Source organism: Desulfonatronovibrio magnus (assembly GCF_000934755.1).
GTDB classification, from domain to species: Bacteria; Desulfobacterota; Desulfovibrionia; order Desulfovibrionales; family Desulfonatronovibrionaceae; genus Desulfonatronovibrio; species Desulfonatronovibrio magnus.
Map to the genome: position 1 here is coordinate 59,065 of NZ_KN882179.1, position 26,255 is coordinate 85,319.

At 43.4% G+C, this 26,255-nt stretch carries 27 protein-coding genes; 13 read left to right on the plus strand and 14 right to left on the minus strand.

The features are described 5' to 3' along the window. Nucleotides 1-257: 257 nt before the first annotated feature. The 13 genes from LZ23_RS17930 to LZ23_RS18000 form a co-directional block, all read right to left on the minus strand. A complete protein-coding gene (locus LZ23_RS17930; protein WP_045216418.1) occupies nt 258-2,558 on the minus strand; it encodes an endonuclease MutS2 in 2,301 nt (766 codons plus the stop codon). A gap of 193 nt (nt 2,559-2,751) precedes the next feature. Then, nucleotides 2,752-3,198 carry a GatB/YqeY domain-containing protein gene (locus tag LZ23_RS17935; RefSeq protein ID WP_045216420.1) on the minus strand — a complete coding sequence of 149 codons (447 nt, stop codon included), beginning with the start codon at nt 3,196-3,198 and terminating at the stop codon, nt 2,752-2,754. A 1-nt stretch (nt 3,199) separates the two neighbouring features. Then, nucleotides 3,200-3,400: a 30S ribosomal protein S21 gene (gene rpsU, locus LZ23_RS17940; protein WP_028574160.1), complete on the minus strand. Its 201-nt coding sequence runs from the start codon at nt 3,398-3,400 to the stop codon at nt 3,200-3,202. 484 nt (nt 3,401-3,884) lie between these two features. Next, nucleotides 3,885-4,091 carry a hypothetical protein gene (locus tag LZ23_RS17950; protein ID WP_435050745.1) on the minus strand — a complete coding sequence of 69 codons (207 nt, stop codon included), beginning with the start codon at nt 4,089-4,091 and terminating at the stop codon, nt 3,885-3,887. 20 nt (nt 4,092-4,111) lie between these two features. Continuing rightward, the gene (locus tag LZ23_RS17955; protein WP_045216426.1) at nt 4,112-4,384 is read right to left on the minus strand and encodes an HU family DNA-binding protein; all 273 of its coding nucleotides are present in this window, start codon (nt 4,382-4,384) and stop codon (nt 4,112-4,114) included. 277 nt (nt 4,385-4,661) lie between these two features. Continuing rightward, entirely contained in the window at nt 4,662-5,438 is a 777-nt protein-coding gene (gene rsmA, locus LZ23_RS17960; protein ID WP_045216428.1) for a 16S rRNA (adenine(1518)-N(6)/adenine(1519)-N(6))-dimethyltransferase RsmA, read from the minus strand. A 40-nt stretch (nt 5,439-5,478) separates the two neighbouring features. Beyond that, complete coding sequence (locus LZ23_RS17965; protein WP_232300537.1) at nt 5,479-5,994, minus strand: DUF2062 domain-containing protein; 516 nt, start codon at nt 5,992-5,994, stop codon at nt 5,479-5,481. A gap of 30 nt (nt 5,995-6,024) precedes the next feature. Next, nucleotides 6,025-6,606: a redoxin domain-containing protein gene (locus LZ23_RS17970; RefSeq protein ID WP_045216430.1), complete on the minus strand. Its 582-nt coding sequence runs from the start codon at nt 6,604-6,606 to the stop codon at nt 6,025-6,027. 30 nt (nt 6,607-6,636) lie between these two features. Then, nucleotides 6,637-7,185, minus strand: a complete 549-nt coding sequence (locus LZ23_RS17975; protein WP_045216431.1) for a peroxiredoxin family protein — start codon at nt 7,183-7,185, stop codon at nt 6,637-6,639. A gap of 759 nt (nt 7,186-7,944) precedes the next feature. Next, nucleotides 7,945-8,793 (minus strand): 2-oxoacid:ferredoxin oxidoreductase subunit beta, encoded by an 849-nt coding sequence (locus LZ23_RS17985; RefSeq protein WP_045216433.1) that lies wholly within the window; start codon nt 8,791-8,793, stop codon nt 7,945-7,947. 194 nt (nt 8,794-8,987) lie between these two features. Then, nucleotides 8,988-10,655, minus strand: coding sequence for a 2-oxoacid:acceptor oxidoreductase subunit alpha (locus LZ23_RS17990; RefSeq protein WP_045216435.1), 1,668 nt, complete (start codon nt 10,653-10,655; stop codon nt 8,988-8,990). Between the two features lie 14 nt (nt 10,656-10,669). Further along, nucleotides 10,670-11,194, minus strand: coding sequence for a ferritin-like domain-containing protein (locus LZ23_RS17995; protein ID WP_045216437.1), 525 nt, complete (start codon nt 11,192-11,194; stop codon nt 10,670-10,672). Between the two features lie 120 nt (nt 11,195-11,314). Continuing rightward, a complete protein-coding gene (locus LZ23_RS18000) occupies nt 11,315-12,208 on the minus strand; it encodes a M14 family murein peptide amidase A (protein WP_045216438.1) in 894 nt (297 codons plus the stop codon). Between the two features lie 782 nt (nt 12,209-12,990). Here LZ23_RS18000 and LZ23_RS18005 point away from each other — a divergent pair. The 12 genes from LZ23_RS18005 to LZ23_RS18060 all read left to right on the plus strand — a co-directional run bounded on the left by LZ23_RS18005 (nt 12,991) and on the right by LZ23_RS18060 (nt 23,882). After that, a complete protein-coding gene (locus LZ23_RS18005) occupies nt 12,991-13,623 on the plus strand; it encodes a Na+/H+ antiporter subunit E (RefSeq protein ID WP_045216440.1) in 633 nt (210 codons plus the stop codon). Continuing rightward, the gene (locus LZ23_RS18010) at nt 13,623-13,889 is read left to right on the plus strand and encodes an MrpF/PhaF family protein (protein ID WP_045216442.1); all 267 of its coding nucleotides are present in this window, start codon (nt 13,623-13,625) and stop codon (nt 13,887-13,889) included. The genes LZ23_RS18005 and LZ23_RS18010 overlap by 1 nt, the downstream gene beginning before the upstream one ends. A gap of 2 nt (nt 13,890-13,891) precedes the next feature. Continuing rightward, a complete protein-coding gene (gene mnhG, locus LZ23_RS18015; protein WP_045216443.1) occupies nt 13,892-14,200 on the plus strand; it encodes a monovalent cation/H(+) antiporter subunit G in 309 nt (102 codons plus the stop codon). 13 nt (nt 14,201-14,213) lie between these two features. Continuing rightward, entirely contained in the window at nt 14,214-14,459 is a 246-nt protein-coding gene (locus LZ23_RS18020) for a Na(+)/H(+) antiporter subunit B (protein ID WP_045216445.1), read from the plus strand. Further along, on the plus strand, nt 14,456-14,752 hold the full coding sequence (gene mbhE / locus LZ23_RS18025) for a hydrogen gas-evolving membrane-bound hydrogenase subunit E (RefSeq protein ID WP_045216447.1): 297 nt from the start codon (nt 14,456-14,458) through the stop codon (nt 14,750-14,752). Before LZ23_RS18020 ends, mbhE begins: the two co-directional genes overlap by 4 nt. Continuing rightward, on the plus strand, nt 14,749-15,195 hold the full coding sequence (locus LZ23_RS18030; protein ID WP_045216448.1) for an MnhB domain-containing protein: 447 nt from the start codon (nt 14,749-14,751) through the stop codon (nt 15,193-15,195). The genes mbhE and LZ23_RS18030 overlap by 4 nt, the downstream gene beginning before the upstream one ends. Then, complete coding sequence (locus tag LZ23_RS18035; RefSeq protein WP_045216450.1) at nt 15,179-15,553, plus strand: cation:proton antiporter subunit C; 375 nt, start codon at nt 15,179-15,181, stop codon at nt 15,551-15,553. The genes LZ23_RS18030 and LZ23_RS18035 overlap by 17 nt, the downstream gene beginning before the upstream one ends. Next, nucleotides 15,550-17,106 (plus strand): complex I subunit 5 family protein, encoded by a 1,557-nt coding sequence (locus LZ23_RS18040; RefSeq protein ID WP_045216451.1) that lies wholly within the window; start codon nt 15,550-15,552, stop codon nt 17,104-17,106. Before LZ23_RS18035 ends, LZ23_RS18040 begins: the two co-directional genes overlap by 4 nt. A gap of 248 nt (nt 17,107-17,354) precedes the next feature. Further along, on the plus strand, nt 17,355-18,863 hold the full coding sequence (locus LZ23_RS18045; protein WP_045216453.1) for a complex I subunit 4 family protein: 1,509 nt from the start codon (nt 17,355-17,357) through the stop codon (nt 18,861-18,863). Nucleotides 18,864-18,941: 78 nt separating this feature from the next. Beyond that, nucleotides 18,942-21,059 (plus strand): NADH-quinone oxidoreductase subunit 5 family protein, encoded by a 2,118-nt coding sequence (locus LZ23_RS18050; RefSeq protein ID WP_052507498.1) that lies wholly within the window; start codon nt 18,942-18,944, stop codon nt 21,057-21,059. Then, nucleotides 21,056-22,564, plus strand: coding sequence for a complex I subunit 4 family protein (locus LZ23_RS18055; RefSeq protein ID WP_045216455.1), 1,509 nt, complete (start codon nt 21,056-21,058; stop codon nt 22,562-22,564). Before LZ23_RS18050 ends, LZ23_RS18055 begins: the two co-directional genes overlap by 4 nt. Before the next feature lie 376 nt (nt 22,565-22,940). Continuing rightward, entirely contained in the window at nt 22,941-23,882 is a 942-nt protein-coding gene (locus LZ23_RS18060) for a prenyltransferase (protein ID WP_045216456.1), read from the plus strand. Between the two features lie 24 nt (nt 23,883-23,906). On the opposite strand, the gene purU is transcribed toward LZ23_RS18060, so the two are convergent. Next, complete coding sequence (gene purU / locus LZ23_RS18065; protein WP_045216458.1) at nt 23,907-24,737, minus strand: formyltetrahydrofolate deformylase; 831 nt, start codon at nt 24,735-24,737, stop codon at nt 23,907-23,909. A 748-nt stretch (nt 24,738-25,485) separates the two neighbouring features. Between purU and LZ23_RS18070 the strand changes: the two genes are divergently transcribed. Further along, entirely contained in the window at nt 25,486-25,962 is a 477-nt protein-coding gene (locus LZ23_RS18070; protein ID WP_045216459.1) for a response regulator, read from the plus strand. The last annotated feature ends 293 nt before the right edge of the window (nt 25,963-26,255 follow it).

The following is a 26,255-nucleotide window of genomic DNA, read 5'->3' on the forward strand; positions in this document are numbered from 1 at the left end:
CTTCTTCCTTCAGCCTTCTTCCTTCTTCCTTCAGCCTTCTTCCTTCAGCCTTCAGCCTTCTTCCTTCAGCCTTCAGCCTTCTTCCTTCAGCCTTCAGCCTTCTTCCTTCAGCCTTCTTCCTTCAGCCTTCCGCCTTCCGCCTTCAGCCTTCAGCCTTCTTCCTTCAGCCTTCTTCCTTCAGCCTTCTTCCTTCAGATATCCCCCCAATTAACGATCATTGTTTAAGTTGGGTTGTGTGGGCACAGCCCCCATTAGAGTTATTGCAACTCCACCTCAGTCATGCCGGCACCTCCTGATTCTTCAGAAGCGCAGGCAAAACTTTGCACCATAGGACTATGCTTTAAATGATGGTGAACAGCCTCTCGCAGAGCTCCGGTGCCTTTGCCATGAATAATTTCTATATTTTTTCGCCCCTCAAGCACAGCCCGGTCCAGATAATGTTCAAGTTCCTGCAACGCTTCATCTGAATATTTACCCCTGAGGTCGAGTCGCAGCGGCATAACTTTATCCGCAGCTCTGGAAAAGGTATGTTGAGTTTGAGTCTCATTTGTCTGGACAGAAACAAGAGTATCTGGCCTGACCCAGAGAGATATACCTCCCAGATCAATCTTGACCTGCTTTTTCCTGTCATCCATTTCCTGAATTACTCCCTGTTTCTGCCAGGGCTGGTAGATAAATCTGTCCCCTGGGGAAACATCTTCCCAGGTAGTACATTTTTGGGGAGAGATTTTCTCTTGCTGTGACTGGGACTCAAGCTTGCTTCTCAAGCTGGACATTTCCTTCAAGGCTTTTTTGCGCCCGATCTTCTGCTTTTCCCACTGATCCAGAATTTGCTTAGAGCAGTTTCGGACCTCACTGATCAATTCCTGCTTTTCACGGTTTAAATCTGACAACATTTTGCTGTACTTTTTCTGAAACTTCTTTTCCTGCTCAGAAAGATCCTGCAGCTTATGTTCTCGCCTTACTGCAAGGTCATTGAGCCTTGCAAAAATTTCATCCTGTTTCTGACCGTCAATGAGCATGTACTCTTCAGCCCTGGATATAATCTCTGAAGCAAGCCCCTGTTTTCTAGCCACATCCAGAGCCAGGCTGGCCCCAACCTGGTCATAGGCTAACCGGTATAAAGGCTTGCCTGTGATATTATCAAAAAGGACAGAAGCAGCACGCACCTCTTTCCTGGATAGTGCGTAAGCTTTCAATGATGGAAAGTGTGTAGCAGTAGCCACCCATGCTCCTTTTTCCACCAGTTCGTCAACAACGGCCTGGGCCAGTGCAGCTCCCTGACCGGGATCTGTGCCCACACCAAATTCGTCCAGAATAATTAGTGTTCCGGCATCAACATGTGGCCAGAATTTTGTGAAATGATCAATTTGAGCAGTGAAGGTGCTCAGGCTGTCTTCTACACTTTGCTCAGAAACCATGGAAACATAAATTTTGTTCCACATGGGAATGGAACTGCCTTCAGCCGCAGGGACCGGTAAGGCGCACAAGGCCATCAAAGCTGCCAGCCCCAGTGTTTTAAGGCAAACCGTTTTGCCTCCGGCATTACCTCCGGATACCACCAGCGCATGCTGGCCTTCATCCAGCTCAATATTTACAGGTACAGCATCGAAGCCACCCAGCACCAGCAATGGATGCCGTACATTTTTCAGCCGCAGAGCACGGCTTTCTTTGGAGATATCTAAAAAGGAAGCATTGAGTTTACGGGCAAACTTGACCTTGGCCAGCATGACATCCATCATGACCATCCACTGCAGCAAGAGATCAAGACCGGGCTGTGCCTGGCGAAAAACATCTGTCAGATACTCAAGAACTCGATTAAGTTCCTCTCGTTCCTGTCTTTTGAGTTTTTGAAGATTGTTGTTAAGTTCGGTGAGATAAAACGGTTCAAAATAGCAGGTTTCGCCGGTCTGGGAATAATCATGGATAATCCCCTGCAGCTTGCCTTTAAAGTTGGACTTCAGCGCCAGCACATATCTGTCTGAAGAAATGGTCAGGTATTCATCCTGCAGATAATGAGAGATATTGGAATGGGTCAGGGACTCATTCACTTTTTTAGAGCATTGATGCCTTATGGACCTTATCTCTTCTCTTATGGAATACAGCCCTGGAGAACTTTCATCGCTTATCTCCCCAGTACTGCTGATGCACCTGAGGAGCGCAGAGAAAAGTTTGTCCGGCCATGTCTGATCAATCCTTGTCTCACTGATTCTGACAAATCTTTGTGAGTCCAGGTTGTCAATGAGAGCAATAAAATCATTAGCCTGCTGTAAAAATGCCCTTATTTCCCAGAATTCTTCCAGTTGCACAATATGGTCTGTCTGCCTTACCCTGTTCAGGCTGGAAGAAATGTCCGGGAATGAATTTATGGTTAATCCGCATTCAGCACAACAAGACATGACTTCCCGCAAGAATTCAGTCTTGGAAGTCAATTCTTCTGAAGAAGTGATCACGGCAGTATTTAAGCAGGCTTCCTTTCCGGAAGAGGAAACAGCTTCATTACTCAAATGCCGCAGGACTTTATTAAACTCCAGCAGAGTGATGGTTTTTTGTTCCATTATACAGAGTACTCATTAAACAGCATAAATGAAGCTGACTGTGGCTGCTACCCAAAGGTGAAGAGGTGCTCAGGCCAAAACCTGGCCTCCTGCATGGATTTTTGTTTTTGTGAAATAATTTGAGCAGTGCATAAATGGCGTCATAAGATGACAACGCTGCTCTGGAAAATAATGTTCTGGGAAATCGGAAAAATCAGGATGATAGCAATTCTTTTACTATGGCGCTCAATTCACGCCCATCGGTCTGCCCTGGATATTTCTGAGTGATGGCTTTCATAACTGTGCCCATTCCTTTCATATCCTTCACGCCAAGTTCCTGTATTGTCTCGGTGGCAACTTTTCTCATTTCATCCGGTGTGAGCGCAGATGGTAGGTAGGTGTTTATGATGTCAAGTTCGCTCTGTTCTTTTAGACTCAAGTCGTCTCTTCCAGCCTGAGTATACTGTCGAATGGACTCCTGGCGTTGTTTAACCTGTTTGATCAAGACCTCGGCGGTCTCGGCATCGGTCAATTCTCTTTTGAGCTCGACATGCTTATTTTTAATGGCTGTCTTAAGCATCCTCAAGACAGCCACCTTGTCGCTCTGCCTGCTTTTATAAGCAGTAATAAAGTCTTTCTCAATCTTTTCGGCAAGTAGCATATTACATCATTTGCATCTTACGCATTTTTTTCATTAATCTTTTTCTTGCTGCGGCTTCTTTTTTCTTCTTCTGAATACTGGGTTTTTCATAATGTTGTCTTTTCTTCAGTTCTGAAAGGATACCAGCCTTTTCAACCTGTTTTTTGAACTTACGCAACGCATAGTCAAAGTTGTCATTTTCTCCAAGAATAACTCCGGGCACTAACACTCACCCCCTTAATTTCGGTTCATCATCAAAGCGTGTCGTCCCTGGTTTACCCGCAGACAACTTAGCTCTTGAGAAAACATTGAGACGCCCTGATGATGGTCAAGTCAGAAAACATAACTCGGATCTTTTTCTTTGGCAAGGAAAAAATTGTGTAGCAGAATATGAGGAATAAAACACTGCTGACCAGCAGGATTCTGGTCATGGAATGAGAAAAAAGGGCGAATCTTCTCCCCTTTTTAGGATAAATATTTTCCATTTTGCAGGCAGCTTTGGGACAAGCTATCCTGTCTTAAGAATCAAAAGCTGACATACAAAACCAGAAAAAAATAGCTCAAAGGATGCTGAGCTCTGGGTATTGCTGTTCCGGGACCCGCTTACCTCATCAATGATACGTATTAAACATGAGTTGATGTTCAAGCCGGTCCCGGGAGTTTCTTTCCACTGTTTAACCTAAACAAGGATAAACTGTTACAAAAAATTACTCAGCAAGCTTACGATTTTCAGCCATGGTATCACTAATGGACTGAAAGACTACTGCTCCAACTCCAATCCCAATAGTTGCCAAAACCAGGTACAGTACACTGAAAAATACAAAATGGTCTGCCATCCACCAGGGTATATCCTGCGGAAGCATACTTTGAACGGTTTCTCCAGGAATCATGGTTTTCCATTTCAGGTCTATCATTAAAGCCTCCAATAACTGGTTTATTTTACGGCATCCTTAAGGACTTTGCCTGGACGGAATTTAACAACCTTACATGCCGGGATCTTAATCTCCTCACCTGTTCGGGGATTACGACCGTTGCGCGCCTTGCGCTCTTCCACTGCAAAAGTACCAAAACCAGTTAATGTTAATTTGCCTTCATCGACCATAGTCTCCTGCACTGAATCAAGAAAGGCATTAAGGGCCTTTTCAGAATCTGATTTCGTCAGACCGGTCTTATCCGCCATTTTGGATACCAAGTCGGCTTTTGTCATCGGTAACTTCCTCCTTCAAAAGTTTAGCAGAAAAAAATATTCATCTACAATCAAATATCCCTGACATACAAAATCACCAGACACAAGGTGATTAAATCAATACCAGGCATTATCAGCTAACCTGCTCAAGCTTAACCCTGTAATCAAAAGCATTGGATGCCGTCTATCAACATTATTATCACTTGCGCTGATGAAACAAGTAACGTGAGAATTTGCTTTATGCAAGCAAGATAATAAGGAAGAACAAAATTTCTATGCTCAAGTCAAGACAAAATTTCTAATCATCCGAAAAAATAAGACTTGAAAGGACCTGAAAGTCATGTGGCGACAAATCTTCGGGTCTGCATCGAAGGTCCAAAGATCTTTCATCAAGGCAATTTTCAATTGTGACGTTCCAGTGAGCCTTAAGAATTGATTTTATTTGTTTGCGCCTGCTTTGAAACATTAGACTCAAGGTTTTTGCAAGGGCTGAGTCTGAAAAAATGCCTTTTTTTTCAAGAGGGCTAAAGCGCAATACAGCTGATTCGACTTTGGGTTTGGGTCTGAAAACCTGTGGTGACACGTTAAAAAGCAGTTCGGCACGTACATGCGACTGCACCCAGACAGAAATGGCACCAAATTTTTTGGAGCCAGGGGGAGAGACAATTCTTTGAGCCACCTCTTTTTGCAGCATGAATACACCGCATTTCATGCCTGAAACCTGAGCCGTAATATCCCAGATCAGCCTGGTACCAATATTATAGGGCAGATTGCCGACAATTTTTAGACTATGAAGTCGGTGCAGCTTAGCCCAGTCATATTTTAATGCATCAATACATATGAGCCCAGCCTGAGGGCAGGATTTTTTAAGAGCCAGGCAAAGATTCCAGTCTTTCTCAAGTGCAGTCAGGTTAACCTGCCTTAAAATCAGCAGTTTAGTCAAGGCACCCTGCCCAGGTCCTATCTCAAGTACATCATCCCCATGCTCTAAACCAAGAGCATCAACAATTTTTCCGGCAATATTGCCATCGGTTAAAAAATTCTGCCCCAGACTTTTCTTGGCTCTGTAACTCATAATACTGCCAGCAACATAAATGCGTAAACATTCCAGGGTTTCAAATCCTTCCCCTGGAACGAGTCAATCCCTGAAGCTTTTTCTGACTCTTTTTTTTAGCTCTGCGGTCATGATAAACTTTAACAGCCTTTACAGAAATCATGTAGGTTATAACCGAAAGAATCAAGCCGACAATTATCCCGCCAAACATCATAAGAAGAAAAAAATCCCACCCCATAGCCACAATATTCATCAAGGTCAGGTCTTCGGGCTCAAACTCTTTTTTGCCGATGGGAATGATCATCTTACCAATGCGGTAAAGACCATAATAGACAAAAGGAGCGTATAGCGGATTGGTAATCCAGGTACCTGCGGCAGCTGCAATTTTATTGCATCTGATGACAAATGCTAACCCAAGAGCCACAACAGTCTGAAACGGAATTATGGGCAGACAACCCACAAAAACGCCCACAGATAGACCCATGGCCACTGAATGCGGACTTTCACGCATGCGCAAAAGCTTCAGATACCAGAAGCGTAAAATCCGGCGCAGACCGAATCTTATATATATGCTCAATAACGTATCGCCTGAAAAATGATATTGAGGTTAGTCCACAAGCTGATTGTGCAGAGCATTTACAAGCATTTCCAGAGGAGGTCGTCTATTGATATCTTCGACATGGATAAAAACGATTTCACCCTGTTTATCAATAAGAAAAACCGCCCGTTCCGCCATGCCATCGCTTCTAAGCACACCCATTTCATTTGCCAGTCCGCCATGCGGCCAGAAATCTGATAATACAGGAAACCACAGTCCGCCCATAGCATCCACCCAGGCATGAAGCGTGGCAGTGCTGTCCACACTGATGCCCAGGATTATTGTTTCTGAATCATCAAAAAAATGTCGGGCAATGTTATATCCCGGCCACTGATCAGAGCATACTGGAGTCCAGGCAGCTGGAATGAAAGAAAGCATAACATTTTTTTTATTTCTGAAGTCAGACAGGGTAATGTTCTCACCGCAAATACATGGAAGAGTAAAATCCGATGCCAGGTCACCAACTTTAACCTTCAGCTCGCTGTCCACTGGCTTTAATTGAGGTGGTTGATATATATTATCAAGAACAGCTTCAGCCCTTAGTGCAAACATTACAAAAAAAACAATCAATGCCACACGCAAGAACTTCATTTAAGCCTCCTTCACCTTTGTTTTGCCTCTTTAAGGGGAGCTCAAACGTTTAAGAAAGACTGCAGGATCTTCAAACGCACCTTTATGAGTAAGAAGAAGGCCTAAGTCTTGGATCTCCACCAGTATAAAATAGGGAGTACCTACTTCACCCAGCAGTTTATGCCATTCAAACTCTGGATCCGGGAACAACGGAAAAGGGATATCATACTGATCTCGAAAAACACTTACTTCAAATGCAGAATTTCCAGGGGCTATGCCAATAACCTTTATCTGCCCTTCAAGCCCCTTGTCTTGAATCATATAATAAAGCTCGTTGACTGCCTCGGCTTCTCGCTGACATATGGGGCAGTACATACTAAAAATCTGCACCAGTACAGTTTCCGCTGCAACTTCATTGAGAAAAAAACCATCTTGCCCATGCTCAAGGCCAAGATATGCAGAGTGCTCTTCCTCAGGCATTGGCAGCATAATCTCTGGAAATGAATCAGCCTTAAGGGAAGAGGGCGCAAAAAGGATCAACATGCAGATAAAAACAGCAATCTGCAGTGAAAAATTGTTGATTAAGTGGTTTCTGAACATATCCAGTGAGCCTCCTGTGCTTATAAGTAACTACAATCGTATATGCAATAAATTCAAAGCATTATGGTTTTACCATACAGATTGCTTCGGTCGCTCAGGCTCCCTCGTGGGTGACAGGTTTTCAGCAACCACATCCCTGACAGCTCAGGTGTCATTGCGAGCGAGTCTTCGAGCGCGGCAATCTCAAACGTGCTAAGGTTGATTTTTTGCTCTTGTTCCCATGCTCCAGCCTGAGAAGACCTATTTTTTGTGGCTCCAGCCACATTTTGAAGAAGCGGCTGGAGCCGCAAGAACTAAACATCTCCAGGCTGGAGCCTGGGAACGAGGTGTATGAGTTACTCACAGGTTCGGTCCTGGTCCGCCCGGGTAAGGAGCTTACAAGCAACTGGAATCGTTTTGCCAATAAAATCAAACGGTTACAATTTTTATATTTTTACTTTTTTTGCTTATGATTGATGCACATTTGCCTGAGAAATTCCGTCAAAGATGAGAGCTTTACGCCTGGCACAGTGTTCCAATTTCCAAATATGGGACTGTTCTTCAAGGTGGAGGCGGCTTCCAGCCGCCTGGAATTAAATAGCCTGCAGGATGCAGGCTCCACTTTAAAGACAGTTACTCACAGGTTCGGTCCTGGTCCGCCCGGGTGGGGAGCTTATAAGTATTGACTGGCATTGTTATCGGTTATCAAGTATTTCCTGATAACCGATAACAGTTAACAGATAACCGGACTGCGGACAAAGTCTCCATCAACTGGGAACGTTAAGCATAAGAATTCATGATTTCTTTAAGCTTGCCGCGATTGACTTTATTGTGGTAAAGAAGATCTCCAGTCGGGTGCGGAAGCTGGTCTTCAAATGTCGGTCGATCACCCTTAAAAATAACACCTACAGGAATCTTTTCACCCCATTGTACTGCCAGATTCATAGCTTGTGACCAGTCATGAGGATCATGGGCTTCGGGTTCATAGCACCTTTCCTTATACCAGGCAAAAGTGTTAACCTTGTTAAAGCTGACACAAGGCTGCATTATATCCACCAGACTGAATCCCGGATGTCTCGCAGCCTGCTTGATAAGATCAGCAAGATGGTCAATCATGCCGGAAAAACCTCTTGCTACAAAATTGGCCTTCATAGCCACTGCAACAGCTACGGGATTGAACGGGTTTGAAGGGTTGCCCCTGGGTTGAGCCTTGGTGGCATGCCCCTGGGTGGTGGTCGGACTGGCCTGTCCTTTGGTCAGTCCATAAATCTGGTTATCATGAGCCAGCAGCGTCACATTTACGTTGCGTCTGATGGCTGCCAGAAAATGATTACCTCCCTCACCATAATTACATCCGTCGCCACTTTGCACTATGATATTTGCTCCCGGGTTGGCCAGCCTTATTCCTGTAGCTGCTGCCAGAGCCCGGCCATGCAGTCCGTTAAAAACATTGGTTTTCAGATAGTGTGGGGACTTGGCAGCCTGACCTATGCCTGACACAAAAATGGACTCATGCGGTTTAAGATCCAAGCCGGTCAGAGCCTGCTTGACTGCCTTGAGAATGGAATGGTTACCGCAGCCAGGGCACCAGGCAGTTTCAAATTCACCATAATCTTCTATTGCTACCATAATTAATACTCCAGAAAATCACTTTTTATGTATCTGATTAGCTCTTCACATGTGGCATGTGGCATGGGGACTGGCTTTTCTGGAACCCATCTGTTAAAAAAATGAATCATTTTGAGCACAAGTTGATGCTCATGCGGGTTCCGGAGTGCCTGTCCCCTGCTTTCCTTAAAAGCGCTATACAGACACCTTTATATTTACAGTCTGTCCAGGATGTACCTTGCATCCATGGGCAGTCCGTCATATCTGAGAATAAAAGCACTTTCAGCTGGTTTGACGAGAGATGTTATCAGCCTGGCAAGCTGCCCGCCTGCATTTGACTCTACAAAAACTACCCTTGAGGCAGACAGGAGCTTATCTTGAAAATGCTCTTTTTCCAATGGCCAGACCTGCGAGAAGTGAAGCACTCCCATGGTACCCTTTTTATGCTTTTGCATAGCTTCAAGAGCGGGTCCAAGAGTTGATCCCCAGCAGACAACAAGATCTTCCGGGGTTTCAGGCCCCCAATATTCAGGGACTGCAATTTCGCTTCTGAGAATATCTTCCTTTTTTAATCTCTTGTCCATCATTTTCACACGGACTTTCAGATCTTCGGTAATATGCCCGTCAGGATAATGCTCATCACTGTCGGCAACCACCAGATATTCACCCAGTGTGGGTACGAGCCTTGGAGATACTCCGTTTTCAGTGATGGCATAACGCTCATAACTTTGAGGATCCGGACACGAGTCCAGAGGCTTTGCTGTTTCTTGTGAGGCATCAATATCCAAAGGATCTACCCTGCGGTATGAATCAGCCATGTATTGATCAGTCAGAATAAAAACCGGCCCCTGACTTCTTTCCGCAAGATCAAATGCTTTTCTTGTAAGATCAAAAGCCTGCTCCGGTCCTGAAGGAGCAAATATGGCTCTTGGAAACTCACCATGTCCTGAATACAAAACCAGATTCAGGTCAGCCTGCTCTGTCCTGGTGGGCAGCCCAGTGGCAGGCCCTGGTCTTTGCCCCACAACTATCACAATAGGTGTTTCAGTCATGCCTGCCAGGCTTACTCCTTCACACATAAGGGCAAAACCACCGCCGGATGTGGCAGTCATGGCAGTAGCTCCTGCATAAGAAGCAGCCACAGCCATATTAATTGCCGCAATTTCGTCTTCAGCCTGCTCTACAACAATACCCATGGCTGCGCCTTTGGCGTTTAAAGACATGGGGATACCTGTAGATGGAGTCATGGGATAGTAAGAACAAAAATTTGCTCCGGCAGACATGGCTCCCAGAACTATGGCGTCATTGGCTGTCATCATCAGACCTGGCTTATTTTCAGGCTTGTCCAGCTTGAACTCTTCAAGTCCCAATTGACTGGCATTATCATACGCCTTGCTTAAAACATCCAGGTTCTTCTGGACCACCTCAGGCTTTTTTGCACCGAAAACACTCTTGATACAGCCCTCAGGCATTTCCTGAGCCAAGCCGATAATGGCACTGAGAAAACCAAGACCCACTACATTTTCAAAAAGAGTACTCGGCGCGATATCTTTAAAAGGAATATCCACAAGCCCCTGTTTGTCTAAGCTGATTTCCTTGTCTTTCAAGATCAGCCCATCCTTAAGCACATCATCTTGATGGATTTCTATGGTTTCCTGGTTGAGCGCCACCAGAATATCAATGCCTTTATCCGGCCCATGCACATCACCTGTAGCTGTACGGACACAGAATGTATTGTGCCCTCCCCGTATCCTCGACATATAACTTTGTGTAACATGTACACTGTAACCGGAGCGAACCAGCGCCTTGGTCAGAAGCTCACCTACGGTGACAAGCCCCTGCCCTGCTTCACCTCCAATCAAAATATTTAATTCTTTGCGCATCTGTTCCTCCAGAGTTATGCTCCGTCCAGCCCGGATTTACCCTGGCCCATGGCCCAGCCTTCGGGATCTTCATAATAATATTTCAGGTCTTCAAGCAAAACATAATGGGCCTTTTCTTCAGCAACCATCTTTTTTAGAAATTCTTTTTCAATATCTTCCTGTGCCTTTTCTAAGGCATCTTCATAAAATTTTACCAGGGCAAGCTCAAATTCAATTCCTGTATTCAATGCAGATTCAGTAGACGAGCATGCCTTGTCAGTATCAACTTTGGAAGCCATATCCCGGAGCATCTTTCCCATATCCTTTTCATCAGCGGGCATGCTGCAGGCCTGTTCCAGAACATCCTGTCCCTGATCAAGGGCCTTCTCAATCTCTTTAATCCTGTCTATATGTCTGACTTCATCATCGCGAAGCATGATAAATATTTCTCTGCCAAGACCATCCTTGCAGTCTTCAACAGCCTTTTCGTAAAACTTCTTACCTTTTTCTTCCATTTCTATGGCTGTACATACCCATTTTTTAAACTGATCTCTGCTCATAGTTGTCTCCTGTATATTGATTGTTTGTATAGTTTTATCAAACTTTTTTTGGGACAATGCCCGTTACATTTATGGCAGCACGCCTTAGGTTAAGCTTTGCGCCAGTATTAAGAATTGCCTCTATTTACCAAAAAACTCCTTTTGCAATTCCCGATCATCTGCTGCGTGCAGCTCGAAGGGATCTTTTTCTACCGGAGTATTGTTGACCAGCCAGCGCACCAGGTCTCTCCAGATGGAGGATATTTCAGAGGATGACGGCATCCTGGCAGAAGATGCCAGCTCAAGCGTTATCACAGGAATACCCATTTGTATTCCTGCAAAATTGCCCAGAGTACCTGGAAAATTGCCCAGCCTTCGAAGGCCAAGATTGCCGATGGAAGCCGGAGGCCTGCCCGGACCATCAAAATCCACAAGGTTCAATGGAGAATGCACGGAAATTATCGCATCAGGGCTAAACTTTCTTATAAGCTCTACAAGAAACATTGTTTCTGGCTCACTCATGGCAAATGGACCAGGATAATATCTGGGATTTTCGCTGGTAAAATCTTTCCAGCGCTGGTACCCAACCTCCCGCCACAAGGGTCCTGGAAAATTTCTGTTGATATCCACCCCACGTGCATTGGTCCTGGTGGAGTTATCGAGAAGCAGTCCGTCAGGATTAAGCAAAGGCATAAAAATCCAGTGAAACAGGCCGGAATGATGGACATCCAGTATTTCCATCCATCGAAATACTATACTGACAGATGAATATTCATCTCCGTGCGTACCTCCCACAACAAGTACCCGACTTTGAGGAGTTCTGGTCTCAAGTGGAGGATACTCTTTAATGAGAAGAGGAACACCTTTGCTGGAATAACGCCCGGGATCAACAAGCCGTGCATTAAGGCAGTCATCCAGTCGAACACTGGCCAACTTGGAGGATACAGCATTGCAGGTTTCTTCTATAGAGAAGACCAAATGGTCAGAAGCCCTGGTATTCTGAGCGCATACCAGAGTGAATGATATGCTGAACATTAAGATCGATATCAGTGTGAAATTTTTCATGATCATGATTATTTATTTTAACTTGACAATCGTACCACCCGGGCCTGACCAGAACCGAACTGCCATTAGTTTCTTACCTAAGTGCCAGTCCTTTCATTTATTGAGTACGACCTGCAGACTCTTAAACACAGGCAAGTGAAAGCCTCCGCCACATGGAGGAGTTCTTTTTGCAGACATTGGAACAGTCCCTCTGTAATTTTTCAGTCCTGCGAAGTGTAAAAAAACCATACATGCATGCCGGATTGTCGTCAATGGGATATTCCTCACAAATCAGGCAGTCAAGCTCTTCAAAACAACAAACTCGAGCGGAAAAATTAATTAACAGAGCTTGCATGCATGATTCTAAGCACTCGGCTAAGGTAAACAGACATTTATCACAAACTACACACAATCAAAATCGATTCAAAATGTTTCAATTCAAATCAGCACCTTGCAAATATTATGTGCACGCTTTTAAAATACAACAAATATTGCACTTGACATTCACATCATTCACATCTTAAAAAAATGCATCAGAACGACCGGGAAAACAACTTACACTCAGCCGACTCTTAGAACTCTCGAAGGTTTCAAAAGGTTTCAGCAAAGGCGCTAATCTCTGATTTTTGTCGAAATGCAACATTTAATCATGTAGATATTTTTTCTTGACACCCAAAACAAACCAAATTAAAGACTGTTTCTTACAAGCTAAAGGGAAATAATTCACAAGCCCTCAATTTATTTTCTATCACCATAACTATTGTGGAAAAAATATGAATCAGACCGCAGAAACTGCACAGTCGGAAACAAGTTTTTTCAGAAAGCACCGAGGCATCATCTACCAGGCTGTATTGCTAATGGCACTATGGCTCATTTTAAGTGGTCGTTTCGGCCTTGAGCCCATCATTTACGGACTTCTGTCCGTTGGAGCTGTCGTCTGGCTCAACTTTGCAACAGGCACGGTTCCCATGAAAACCGGGGAAACCGTCAGCGGCCAGTGCATCAATGTATACCGGTTAATTATCTATACGTTCTGGCTTGTAATCGAAATCATTAAATCCGGTTTTTTTGTTGCCTACCTTATACTCCATCCGAAAATGCCCATTAATCCAATGATAGTCCGCTTTCAGACAAAACTGCCCAACCCTCTGGCCAGGGTCATACTTGGCAACTCCATAACTTTGACCCCTGGAACTCTTACCCTGGATATTCAGGAAGATTACTTTACAGTCCACGCCATTGTGGATGAAGTAGAGGAAGACCTTGTCAGCGGCAATATGGAGGCCAGGGTTGGCAGGCTATACCTCCAGGAGTGTAAGGCTGAAGAAATGTGTACTGACATCACCATCCTTGACAGCGCAGTAAGCGCTAAACAGGTTGTAAAGTATAAAGGGGGGAGTGATTAATGGATTTATTCTTTTCCCTGACTGCAGCTTTTCTGGCCATTGCCCTGCTTATTCCCTTTTACAGGGTACTTACAGGACCCAATGTATTTGATCGTTTACTGGGAGCTGCAGCGGTAGGAGCCAAGACCATTACCTTAGTGCTGCTTTTTGGTGTAGTTTACGACAGACTTGACATGTTTGTAGATATAGCCCTGGGTTACGCAATTCTGAACTTCATTCTTGTAATTGCCATGGCAAAATACTTTCGTGTAACCGCCAGGAGATAGTTATGGAAACATTTTTTTATATACTGGCAATCATTTTTATCTCAGCTGGGGTATTTTTTATGCTTGTGGGCAGCATTGGCCTTAACCGGTTTCCTGATGTCTATTGTCGGGCCCATGCCTCAGGCAAGGTGGACACGCTGGGCATAATGTTTTTTATTCTGGGACTGATGTTTTTTGAAGGCTTCGGTCAAACAAGTCTCAAGCTTTTGTTAGTCGCAGTATTTGTTGCCATTACAAGCCCTGTTGCCACACATGCCTTAAGCAGAAGAGCTCTGCTGCACGGCGTAAAGCCATGGAAAAAGAAAAACTAAAAAAGGACAAGTCATGCAATGGCAGGTTGAGTTTTTATTATTTACCATTTTGATTGTGGCTGCCCTTATATCTCTGCAGCTTAAAAATCTTCTCGCAGCTGTTGTTACCCTTACCATATTCAGTTTCATGGTCGCTTTGATCATGATATCCATGGGTGCAGTAGATGTAGGATTTACAGAGGCAGTTGTAGGTGCTGGTGCTGTGGGAATTTATTTTGTTGTAGCCATCTTTAAAACATCAAGGAAGAGTTACGATTGAAACTGATACAATTTTCACTACTACTGGTAATGGCCGGAATACTGCTTTACACAGTTTCAATGCTACCACCGAGAGGGGATCTTAACTCTCCGGTTCAACAGGTAGAAAATCCGGTTGGAACACAGGTGGCAGGAGCATACTACATCCAGCACGCCTATTTAGACACTAAGACCCCAAATATGGTCTGTGTAGTCTTAGCTGACTACCGCTCCACTGATACTTTTGGAGAACTGATTGTAGTCTTTGCCGGGACCATAGGTTGTATCTTTGTACTGCGAAGGAGAAGGCAATGATCAATCAGACTGAAAGTCCCATTATTGAAATTGCTGGCCGCGGATTGGCGCCTGTAATTCAGCTGATAGGGATTTATGTTTTTTTTCATGGCCATTACGGACCCGGGGGTGGCTTTCAGGGAGGCGTTCTTCTTGCCGCTGGAGTTATCCTGCAAAGAATGAGCTTAGGAGGTGTCTTCAGCCAGAAAATGTTTCCTTCAAGTTCTTCTTTGATACTTTGCGCCATTGGCTGCGTGCTGTTTGCTGGAACAGGTGTCGTAGCCATCATGGCAGGAGGATATTTCATGGATTACTCAGTTCTGCCTGTTCAGTGGATGGAGCCGGCATATCTCAGGTACTACGGCATCCTGTTTGTAGAACTGGGCATAACCCTGGGAGTAATGACCGGATTAATCGCCATATATGACAACTTAGCAGGAATTGATCATGCTGGAACTAATTGAAGGCCACTACGCCTATTTTTTTCTCATGCTTCTCTTCACCATAGGGCTTTATGCCATGATGATGAAAAGAAACCTTGTTAAAAAAATTATGGGAATGTCCATGATTCAAAGCGCCACTATTATGGTCTGGATTGTCAGTGCCTACAAAGAAGGTGCTACCATCCCGGTATTAGACCCCAATATCCCCCTGGATAACCCTGACCTTTACCTTAACCCACTCCCTCATACCTTAATGCTTACAGCCATTGTTGTGGCAGTGGTCACGCTTGGAGTCTCACTGACTTTGGCCGTTGCGGTTTACCGTAACTTCAACACTCTGGATGAACAAGAACTTCTCGACCGGACAAAAGAAAAATGATGGAACATATAGCTCAAAGCTCACCAGCACTTATTCCGGTTCTGTACCTGATGGCCTCAATTCTTATTCCCATTGCAGGTTATTTCAGGGTTTACTGGGCCTATCTTGTAGCACTTCTTTTTTCAGCAGCAGCATTTTCACTAAGCATAATCGGACTGCTTGAAGTCTTGAATTCCGGGGCTATCAGCTATCATCTCGGCGGCTGGATGCCTCCGCTGGGAATAGAACTTGTCCTGGACCCCCTGTCAGGATTCATTCTTGCCATTATCAGCGGCTCAACCCTGCTGGTAATGTTTTATGCTGAAGACAGCATCAATCACGAAATTTCTTACAATGCCATGCCGTTTTATTCATTGAGCATGTTGCTTCTCGGCGGACTGGCAGGCATGACACTCACCGGGGATCTGTTCAACCTTTATGTGTTTCTTGAAATAGTGGCTTTGGCAGGCTACGCCTTGCTGGCTATTGGAAATAAGCGGGCCCCGTTTTCTGCTTTTCGCTACCTTACTCTTGGTACTGCAGGTGCAGCATTTTACCTTCTTGGAGTATCATTCATATTTATCAGTACAGGCACGCTGAACATGGCCGATATAGCTGCGGTCCTGCCCTATGTTGAAAACCAGACTCCGGTAATTGTCGGTCTAGTGTTAATTATACTGGGTATTTTCGTAAAAATGGGAATTTTTCCTTTACATCAGTGGCTGCCTGATGCGTATACACATGCATCATCTACAGCGACAGCCCTCATCGCCCCTATAGGCACCAAGGTGGCAGCCTATGTTCTAATCAGGGCTTTGACCATTTACGAATTTCCACCAATCATTGACTTACTGAGCTGGGTAGCAGTTGCAAGTATAGTCGCGGGATCTATCCTCGCCATTTCTCAGAAAAATATCAAAAGAATGTTAGCTTATTCTTCAGTTGCTAATATTGGATACATCACGCTGGGCATAACTCTTGCCAATCCACTTGCATTTATTGGAGCACTGCTGCATATTCTTAATCATGCCATGATGAAAGCAGCGCTCTTTCTTTCAGCAGGGGGCATCCAGAACAAAATGGGAACTTTAGACATCAGGAAGATGCGTGGATTTCCAACTGTTATGCCCATTACCGCTTTTGCTTTTATCATTGCAGTCTTCTCAATGGTAGGTATTCCACCTACAGGCGGTTTTTTCAGTAAGCTCTACCTGGTATTAGGAGCTATAGAAGCTCAGGAATGGTTCTTTGTCTTCGCTATTGTTTTAAGCACACTTTTGGGAATTGTTTATTTGTTCAGGTTTATTAATATTGCCTTTTTCCGCTTTTACGAAAAGTCTGATGATAAAGTGATAAATCAGTCGGACGTCTTAAAGTTGCCTTTTAAGGGTGAACAGGAAGAACTTGACAGTAAAAAATTTGAATTAAACAAGAGAAATGAAATGAGTCCAACTATGCTTATTCCTGTGCTGATCATAGCGGTGGGAATCATACTGGTTGGCGTCTTCAATGGATACATAGTTGATAACGTGCTTAATTTTGCAGTGCCTGATTTCACTCAGTTTAACAAGTAATTTTACTAAGGCGCAGGTTAGTTAAAATGCTGACAATCATGTATGCTATGAAATCGAAAACTTTGGGAAAGTGAGAGGGTGATCATATTGCAAAACTTACTTTTATTGTCACTTTTTAGAACCTGCGAACACAGGCGCAAGGTGAGGATAAATATAAATCTCAGCTTGAATAATGATATCGAAACGACCAGAAATATGATACAACTATCCATTCTTTTGATAATCTCTGCGTTGATAAGGATGATGACATGATGCCTGCGATTCTTCTTCAGATAATCTTTATCCCTGCCCTTGTTGCCCTGTTCATTTTTATGTTCAGGTATAAGCTTGGCAAAAAATCGGGCTGGGTGGCCGTAGCTGGTCTTACATACACAACTTTTCTGCTGCTTATGGCCTTATCCCATGTCTATATGGGAACTCCCATCCAAGAGACTTACCCGGTGGTCTCATTCCCAGATATTCGTTTTTCGCTTCTTGGAGACGGACTGAGCATAGCAGTTGCTTTGATATGTAACATACTATGCCTGTGCTTGTGCATATACTCAATTAAGTATGTTGATCACCGCATAGAGATCATCTACGCAGGAATAGACAAAAAAGGTGAAATCAGCTTTTATTCCTGTTTTTACTACCTGTTCTTATTCTTTCCTGTAGGTTTCATGGGAGTCAGCTTCGCCTCGGATCTGATAATCCTGTACTTTTTTATGGAAGTTCTGACAATTGCCCTGTATTTTCTTATGGCCTATTTCGGCTATTATGACCGAGTCAGAGTGGCGACCATGTGTCTGATCTGGGGTATGTTCTCAGCCCTTCTATTCCTTGGCGGGGTATTAATGATCTACTCTCAGACTGGCTCGTTTCAGATAGATCAGATCCATACTCTGGCTGGTAACCCCATGACCTTCTGGATCATTGCCATTATTCTCATAGGTATGTGCGCCAAACTTGCCATTGTCCCTCTGCATGTGTGGATGCCATGGGTACATGCGGAACATCCAACCTGCATAGCTGGATTACTTGCTGTTTATGCCAATATCGCTGCTTATATCATAGTCCGTACGCTCATACTTCCTTTATGGGATGATTTCCAGTGGTTTGGACCTCCCATTATGATACTCTCTGTTATCACTATGATCTGGGGATCATATTTAACACTGGCCCAGACAGATATGAAGCGAATCCCGGCCTGTTCCACCATCAGCCAGAGCGCGTACTCGATGCTAGGTATCGGGGCGTTGACCGTGGCCAGTATAGAAGGTGGTTTATTCTTTTTCCTAAGCCATATTATGGGCAAGACAGTCTTCTTTTCCACATGCGGAATAATTGTATATACAACTCATATCCGAAATATCAACCAACTTGGCGGACTTGCTGCCAAGATGCCTCTAACAGCCATTCTGTTTCTCTGCGGTGGTATGATGCTGGCAGGTATTCCACCTTTCAGCAGTTATGCTGCTGAAGTAATAATGTTCGCCGGGATTTTTGATCGTGGAGACAATCTTGGTTTAATCATCGGGATAACAGGACTTGTAGCTATACTTCTGACCATCACCTATGCAGTTCATTTTACCCGTGTGATATTCTTCGGACCCATTCCAGAAAAGCTGGCCATGGATGATCATATCAAAGACCCCCCATGGACCATGTCTCTTCCGCTGATTTTTATAATACTCCTTTCAGCTTTTCTTGGAATGTATCCATCATTGGTAATGAATCTTTTCGAGCCGGTCATCGGAGCTGCAATTGCAAACATGTAATCCAGGAGCTGGAAATTTATACAGCGTAAATAATGTTACTTTGTTGCGTAAACATAAAGTATTGAGGTTTTAATTAATATGGATATACAGCTTGCTTGGCTTTGCCTGATCTTTCCTTTTATAGGAGTATTATTAACTCCCATTCTGGATAGATTTAACTCCACTTTAAGAGATTACGGAGCCGTATTCTTTTCCTTCCTGACGGCAGCCTCAGCAGTCATGCTATTACCCCTTCTTTTCAATGCTGAAAGACTGCCACTGGAATCAATGTATGTCTGGCTCGAATTTCCAATAAAGGTAAGTTTTGGCGTATTACTTGATCCCTTAAGTATTATTGTCATCAACGTAGTAGCCGTTATCAGCTTTTTCATCATGGTCTATTGCCTGGGGTATATGAAAGGTGATCCAGGAATTACCCGCTTCTGGATGCTGATGAATGCCTTTATAGGCAGTATGCTTCTGCTTGTTCTGGCTAATAACCTCATTATAATGTTTATAGGCTGGAAACTTGTTGGGCTCTGCAGTTATGGACTAATCAGCTTTTATTATAAGGATGAAAAAAAATACTGGATTGGTGGTCCCGAGCCATTTAAGTTTGATAAACCATCAGCATGCGGTGTAAAGGCCTTTATTGTCACCAGCGTGGGAGACATGCTCATGCTGGGTGGTTTCCTTATTGTTTATTTTTACGCTGGTACCTTCAATATTCTTGAACTTTATGAACAGGCTAACACCTGGATTCCTGCAATGGCTGCATCACCCGGAATGATCATCCTGGTCAGCATACTGTTAATTGCAGGGCCAGTGGGTAAATCTGCACAGTTTCCTCTTCATGAATGGCTGCCTGAAGCCATGTCAGGGCCAGGTCCAGTTTCAGCTTTGATTCACGCCGCAACCATGGTTAAAAGCGGAGTTTTTCTTATCGCCCGTTTCGTCCCTATCTTTTATTATGCTTACTGGACCGGCGGAGTTGAGGAAGCCAAGTACTTCTTTATTATCGTAGCATGGATAGGGGCCATTACCGCCTTTCTTGCAGCAAGCCAGGGGCTTGTTGCTCTGGAACTAAAAAAAGTTCTGGCCTACTCTACTGTCAGTCAGATAGGCTTTATGATGCTGGCTCTTGGTGTATCTGGGTTTGGGCAGGATATTCTATTAAAAGGTTACACTGCCGGTATATTTCATCTTATGAGCCATGCCATGTTTAAAGCTTGTTTGTTTCTTTGTGCCGGGACAGTAATCCATGCTGCCCATTCCATATATATTAATGAAATGGGATCAATGAGAAAATATTTACCTTACACATGGATTTTCATGGGTCTGGCAGGCCTGTCCCTGATCGGAATACCGCCATTGCCAGGATTCTGGAGTAAGGAAGCTGTGCTAGTGGCTACACTTGAATCACAACATTATCTTCTTTTTACCTTTGCCATTGTAACAGTAATATTTACCGCCTTTTACACCATGCGTTTTCTTGGAATGATCTTTCACGGACAGCCAAGTCAACACATTATTAAAGAAACCAGTAAACCTGGGCACCATGTCAGTGAAGCTTACCGTACACAAACCTTTGCATGCGGCGCTTTAGCTGTTGGCATAGTAGTTTTCGGTATTCTTGGGCTTAAGGCAGAGCATGCGCTTTATGATCTGTTTAAAATTCAGCTGGTCAAAGACCTGGCACTATCAACCGTAGATCATGTGTATTCATTTCCCAAAGTATTAGTAATATGCGCATCTATCGGCAGCGTGCTCATAGGTGTTATTCCAGCTTACATGTATTTTGTATCTCAAAAATGGAATCCTGATGATGCTTACAACCGATCTTCGCTGATCCAAAAAATTCACACTTTTCTCTGGAATCGCTGGTACATAGACAAGTTTTATAACTGGGTTTTTGTTCAAGGAACCATGCGAATAGCATCCATTGTAAGCAAGAAAGAAGAACGTTATGATGTGATAGTTAATCGTAGTATGCCTGAAGGGGTCAGGTCATTCTCTTCAAGTGTTGTTGCAGACAGAATAGAGAATGGTTTTGATAAAACCGTACACTCTTTATTGCCCAAAGGGATATCCGGTGGAGGCAGTAAATTGATTGACTTACTCCGTGCAGATACGAGGGATCTTTCCAGTAATATTGTTTATTTATTAGCGTTGACCATAATTTTTGTAATCTTAGCCTTGATAAGGATGATGGCATGATGCCTATGATTCTTCTTCAAATAATCTTCATTCCAGCCCTGGTTTCTCTAATTATATTTTCATTTAGGAACAGCCTGGGGAAAAAATCTGGATGGGTTGCAGTATCAGGATTAATATATACAACTGTCCTTCTGCTTATTGCCCTGGCTGAAGTCTACAATGGCTCACCAATTAATGAAGAATACCCATTGCTCATCAACCCGGATATAAGACTAACTCTACTTGGAGATGGTCTGAGCATAGCTGTTGCCCTTATCTGTAATCTTCTGTGCCTGGCTCTTTGTGTATACTCTATAAAGTATATAGATCACAGAATAGAAATCATTTACGCAGACCTCAATGAGAAAGGTCAGACCAGCTACTATACATGCTTTTTCTATCTTTTGCTCTTTTTCCCGGTTGGATTCATGGGGGTCAGTTTTGCCTCCGATCTGATAGTACTTTACTTTTTTATGGAAGTGCTGACAGTCGTACTTTATTTTCTCATGGCATATTACGGGTACTATGAGCGAGTCAAAGTAGCAATAATGTGTCTTGTCTGGGGAATTTTCTCTGCAGTGCTTTTTTTGGTCGGGGTAATCATAATCTATTCTCAAATTGGAACTTTTCAGATAGACCAGATACATACCATGGCTGGCAATCCACTTGCTTTCTGGGCCATTGCAGTCATTCTTGTGGGCATGTGCGCCAAGCTGGCAATAATTCCGCTTCATGTATGGATGCCCTGGGTGCATGCCGAACATCCAACCTGTATTGCTGGTTTACTGGCTGTATACGCCAACATTGCTGCTTATATTATCGTACGTGTACTCGTGCTTCCACTGTGGGATGATTTTCAGTGGTTCGGACCACCAATAATGGTGCTGTCAGTATTGACAATGATTTATGGATCGCTGTTGACTCTTGCACAAACAGATATGAAAAGGATACCTGCCTGCTCAACCATAAGTCAAAGCGCATATTCCATGCTGGGTATAGGGGCGCTTACTGCGGCGAGTATTGAAGGCGGACTCTTTTTCTTTCTCAGCCACATAATGGGTAAAACAGTATTCTTTTCCACTTGCGGTTTAGTTGTCTATACAACTCATATCAGAAACATTAATTACCTGAGTGGTCTTGGTTCCAAAATGCCTTTTACAGCCATGCTGTTCATAGCTGGCGGAATGATGTTAGCTGGTATACCTCCCTTTAGCAGTTTTCCTGCAGAAGTAATTATGTTTACCGGTATCTTTGAAAAAGGTGATACTTTCAGCATCATCATCGGCATCATGGGACTCATGGCCATTTTATTGACAGTCGGGTACGCGTTCTATTTTGCCATGAGGATATTTTTTGGTGATCTTCCTGAAGCGCTTGCCAAAAAGGATTACATTAAAGATCCACCAATGCTCATGCTTATCCCGCTGATCTTTATTGTACTGCTCTCTGCTGCATTAGGTCTCTATCCTTCATTTATCATGAATCTCTTCGAGCCTGTGATAACTGAAGTCTTGTTGAATAAATAATTAAATCTATAGCTGTTGTAACAAAGTTGAAGCACACAAGCTGGAGTACTAAATTTACACAATAAGGATCTATGCTACGTTAACAATTTCTTATTTTTCTGTAACAGGCTTGATTGTGTAAGTTAGCACTAAAATAGCAAAGGACGCTGATTTCAGCGTCCTTTTTTTTGGCCGGCTGCTACCTCCCATCAGGATAAAATAATTGTCGTTGAACAGGCTAATTTAGGTGTATCGGCTTAGAGTTAATGGATTAACAGCATCTATCCACGAATTCTCATAATCACTCTATGTTAAATTTAATAGAATTTTCTGCAAGTTGTCACAGCATCGACCGTAACCTGCCCTTTGCATATTGCACCAGGACACGGCTTTTTAAATGAGCCATAAATATTCACATCATAAATCTAATCATACTTTTTCATCCTGGCTCCAGGCATCCAGGCCACCCTCACAATTGTATATCTTCCCGCCCTTGCTGCTGGGACAACTTTTTGCAGTTCAGGGTGGTTATCCATTTTCGTGGAGTATCTTTATAATCTGCCACTTATATGGATTGGCCTGCCAGCTTTATATTGTATTTGCCAATGATGCGGCAGATGTTGTCACAGACAAGCGCAACAATACATACACAATATTCTCAGGTGGTTCCAGGGTACTTGTTGAAGATAAAATTTCCTGGCAGGTACTTATGTCAGCGGCTGCCGGCGCCGCCTTTGTTTGCGTAATTATGGGGTTCATCTTAGGGCTCTGGTATGAAAGGTGGGCACCCTTAGTGCTCATTTCACTGGGAATAATTCTTTTGTGGGCATACAGTTATCCACCAGTTCGAATGTCATATAGAGGTGGAGGTGAAATCCTGCAAATGCTGGGGTTGGGTATATTGCTTCCACTGACAGGTTTTTCTGCTCAGTCGGGAGATATCGTGGACTTCCCTTGGGTTGTAACAATTCCACTCATGTTTCTTGCTCTGACATGCGCCATGAGCACGGCTCTGCCTGATGAACCATCAGATAGAATAAGTAACAAAAGAACCACTGCTGTTTTTCTAAGAGTTCATAACAGTCAGAAGATAATTATGGGCCTGAACCTGACAGCCATTGCTCTTATTGTATTTCTGCCCATTCCTGGATTTAACATTGTACATAAAGCTGGAATAGCTTTCATTAGTCTGCTTATATGGACTTATGGCTTGCAGTTGAGAAGTTGCCTGCCTGGTACGAATTGCTTGTCTAAGTTTGTGGCTCTTATGGTTGGCTTCAGTTTGTGGCCCCTGGTAGCCATGAACCTAATACTGCTTTATTTGTACTCAATGAGTTAAGTACCTGGAAATCCAGGTTAAAAATCATTCAAAGATAATGGTCTTCCTGCCAAATATAAAAACCCGGTGGTCAAAAGTAAGCTTCAGAGCCTTGGCAAGCACCTGCTTTTCAATATCCCTTCCAGCCTGAGACATATCCGAGGCTGAAAAGGTATGATTTACCGGCATTACACCCTGGGTTATTATGGGACCATCATCAAGCTCATCATTTACAAAGTGAGCTGTTGCTCCAATGATTTTTACACCGCGATCATATGCCTGCTTGTAAGGTGAAGCACCAATGAATGCTGGTAGAAATGAATGATGAATATTAATGATGCGCTCCGGATATCTGGATACAAAATAAGGACTCAATACCCTCATGTACTTGGCAAGAACAAGAAAATCAGGACCATAGGGCTTGATTACCTCAAGAATTTTCTTTTCATGATCTTCTCGTTGCAGACCTGCATGCGGGATATGATGAAAGTCAATTCCAAAGCCCTCCACAAGATCACGCAATGTATCATGATTACTGATTACCGTCTGAATCTTCATATCCAGTTCACCATACCGGGCCCTGATTAACAAATCGCCAAGACAGTGAGGCTCCTTAGTAACCAATACCACTGTCTTTTTTTCTTTTTTTTGATTCAGTTTGATTGAAATGTCCGGCAGACGGTTTTGCAAAACCTTTACAAGCCTTTCCTGGTCAATCTCACCGGAAAATTCAGTACGCATGAAAAAACGGACTTCCTGTTTGTCAACATATTCATAATTCTGTTCGATATTAAGTCCAAATTCGTAAAGTACTCCGCTGATAGCGTGCACCAGTCCCATACGATCACGCGCTTCAATAAGTAAATGATATGTCATTTTTTGCCTTTCGATTTTACATAATATAACAATTTATCCCATTATAAGGAAAGCAGGGAACATCAGTCACTCCTTACCCCGCTTGAGCATCATCCGGTAACATAAACGTCTCATCTTAATAAAATCACTACATGTTTAATTCTGGGCTGGCAAGTTAACTGTAATCAACTGCAAAACTATGATTACCTGCTTTTATATATGCCTAATGCGTACTTGCAAGTATCTGCAAATATATTGGCTATAAAATCAAGTACTTACAAGCAACTAAAATCGTATATACAATAAATTCAGAGCATTATGGCTTTACCATACAGATTGCTTCGGTCGCTTAGGCTCCCTCGTGGGTGACAGGTTTTGCGCAACCACATCCCTGACAACTCAGGTGTCATTGCGAGCGAGTCTTCGAGCGCGGCAATCTCTAACGTGCTAAGGCTGATTTTTTTAGGCCGCCCAGGTGAGAAGCTATGGAATATTTAATGCAAAGACCAATGTGAATTGCAAGTACGTTACGGTTTACGAAATACCAATAACGGGAGCATTAGACATTTCTGAAATCTTTATATTTAAGTTGTATGAAATAGCTATTTTGGTGTTATATCCTGACTGTGACTGGTTGACACATGGACAGTCCCCGGCTTCGGTACTGCCCATGATTGACCTTTCTGAAACGCGTAATGCTCCCGTTTCAGGCAGAGAATGCTCTTGTACCAAATAGGCCAAAATTTTAAATGTCCACAGGAAAAAAGGGATGCCTCAAAAAATTCTTTTAGTAAATGATGATCTGCAATTTATGGACATTTTTGGCCAGCAGCTAAGTCGGTGGTTTCACCTTGTAACAGCTCAAGGGGCAGATATTGGGCTGGAAAAACTAAGGGAAGATTCAGAAATAGATGTGATTGTTGCGAATTTAAATATGCATTCTGTGGACGGTATTGACTTCCTAATTCAGGCTAAAGCAATCTCTCCATGGACCGTAGGCATTCTCATTTCAGGACGCCCCACCATTGATCAGATCATTAAAGCAGTCAACAGAGCTAATATTTTTGGAATATATACCACAGGAGATCCTATAGCGTTGCTTTTTAGCAGAATAAGCCAGGGCTTAAAGGCCGTATCGAGAAGTAAGTCCAAAATTAAGGAAACACCCCCTTGCCTTTCAAGAGAAGAACTCATCTTTTTTCAAACTGTGAATATTTCTTCTTCCAAAAATGACCAAAAAATATAGTAAAATCACGCCAGCTAAGTTCCTGATGTATATGAAACAAGTGTAAAGGATCTCTCAATAGGTTTTTCACGTTATGCCAGAATTAGCAGGGTCAAATGATGATTCAGCAAATTCATCATCATAGGGTATTTATTTAACCTCAACTGCCCCTCTACCCATTACCCTGCACCCTGAATTCTGACTTTTGATCGCTGACCTCTGACCTCTGTCTCCTGTTTACTGTCTCCTGTTTCCTGTCTCCTGTCTCCTGTTTCCTGTCTCCTGTTTCCTGTCTCCTGTCTCCTGTCTCCTGT

Excerpts from the sequence above, each read along its gene's own strand:
- LZ23_RS17930 (WP_045216418.1), bottom strand. The coding sequence starts at position 2,558 with ATGGAACAAAAAACCATCACTCTGCTGGAGTTTAATAAAGTCCTGCGG.
- LZ23_RS17935 (WP_045216420.1), bottom strand. The coding sequence starts at position 3,198 with ATGCTACTTGCCGAAAAGATTGAGAAAGACTTTATTACTGCTTATAAA.
- LZ23_RS17950 (WP_435050745.1), bottom strand. The coding sequence starts at position 4,091 with ATGATAGACCTGAAATGGAAAACCATGATTCCTGGAGAAACCGTTCAA.
- LZ23_RS17955 (WP_045216426.1), bottom strand. The coding sequence starts at position 4,384 with ATGACAAAAGCCGACTTGGTATCCAAAATGGCGGATAAGACCGGTCTG.
- rsmA (WP_045216428.1), bottom strand. The coding sequence starts at position 5,438 with ATGAGTTACAGAGCCAAGAAAAGTCTGGGGCAGAATTTTTTAACCGAT.
- LZ23_RS17970 (WP_045216430.1), bottom strand. The coding sequence starts at position 6,606 with ATGAAGTTCTTGCGTGTGGCATTGATTGTTTTTTTTGTAATGTTTGCA.
- LZ23_RS17975 (WP_045216431.1), bottom strand. The coding sequence starts at position 7,185 with ATGTTCAGAAACCACTTAATCAACAATTTTTCACTGCAGATTGCTGTT.
- LZ23_RS17985 (WP_045216433.1), bottom strand. The coding sequence starts at position 8,793 with ATGGTAGCAATAGAAGATTATGGTGAATTTGAAACTGCCTGGTGCCCT.
- LZ23_RS17990 (WP_045216435.1), bottom strand. The coding sequence starts at position 10,655 with ATGCGCAAAGAATTAAATATTTTGATTGGAGGTGAAGCAGGGCAGGGG.
- LZ23_RS17995 (WP_045216437.1), bottom strand. The coding sequence starts at position 11,194 with ATGAGCAGAGATCAGTTTAAAAAATGGGTATGTACAGCCATAGAAATG.
- LZ23_RS18000 (WP_045216438.1), bottom strand. The coding sequence starts at position 12,208 with ATGTTCAGCATATCATTCACTCTGGTATGCGCTCAGAATACCAGGGCT.
- LZ23_RS18005 (WP_045216440.1), top strand. The coding sequence starts at position 12,991 with ATGAATCAGACCGCAGAAACTGCACAGTCGGAAACAAGTTTTTTCAGA.
- LZ23_RS18010 (WP_045216442.1), top strand. The coding sequence starts at position 13,623 with ATGGATTTATTCTTTTCCCTGACTGCAGCTTTTCTGGCCATTGCCCTG.
- mnhG (WP_045216443.1), top strand. The coding sequence starts at position 13,892 with ATGGAAACATTTTTTTATATACTGGCAATCATTTTTATCTCAGCTGGG.
- LZ23_RS18020 (WP_045216445.1), top strand. The coding sequence starts at position 14,214 with ATGCAATGGCAGGTTGAGTTTTTATTATTTACCATTTTGATTGTGGCT.
- LZ23_RS18030 (WP_045216448.1), top strand. The coding sequence starts at position 14,749 with ATGATCAATCAGACTGAAAGTCCCATTATTGAAATTGCTGGCCGCGGA.
- LZ23_RS18035 (WP_045216450.1), top strand. The coding sequence starts at position 15,179 with ATGCTGGAACTAATTGAAGGCCACTACGCCTATTTTTTTCTCATGCTT.
- LZ23_RS18040 (WP_045216451.1), top strand. The coding sequence starts at position 15,550 with ATGATGGAACATATAGCTCAAAGCTCACCAGCACTTATTCCGGTTCTG.
- LZ23_RS18045 (WP_045216453.1), top strand. The coding sequence starts at position 17,355 with ATGATGCCTGCGATTCTTCTTCAGATAATCTTTATCCCTGCCCTTGTT.
- LZ23_RS18050 (WP_052507498.1), top strand. The coding sequence starts at position 18,942 with ATGGATATACAGCTTGCTTGGCTTTGCCTGATCTTTCCTTTTATAGGA.
- LZ23_RS18055 (WP_045216455.1), top strand. The coding sequence starts at position 21,056 with ATGATGCCTATGATTCTTCTTCAAATAATCTTCATTCCAGCCCTGGTT.
- LZ23_RS18060 (WP_045216456.1), top strand. The coding sequence starts at position 22,941 with ATGAGCCATAAATATTCACATCATAAATCTAATCATACTTTTTCATCC.
- purU (WP_045216458.1), bottom strand. The coding sequence starts at position 24,737 with ATGACATATCATTTACTTATTGAAGCGCGTGATCGTATGGGACTGGTG.
- LZ23_RS18070 (WP_045216459.1), top strand. The coding sequence starts at position 25,486 with ATGCCTCAAAAAATTCTTTTAGTAAATGATGATCTGCAATTTATGGAC.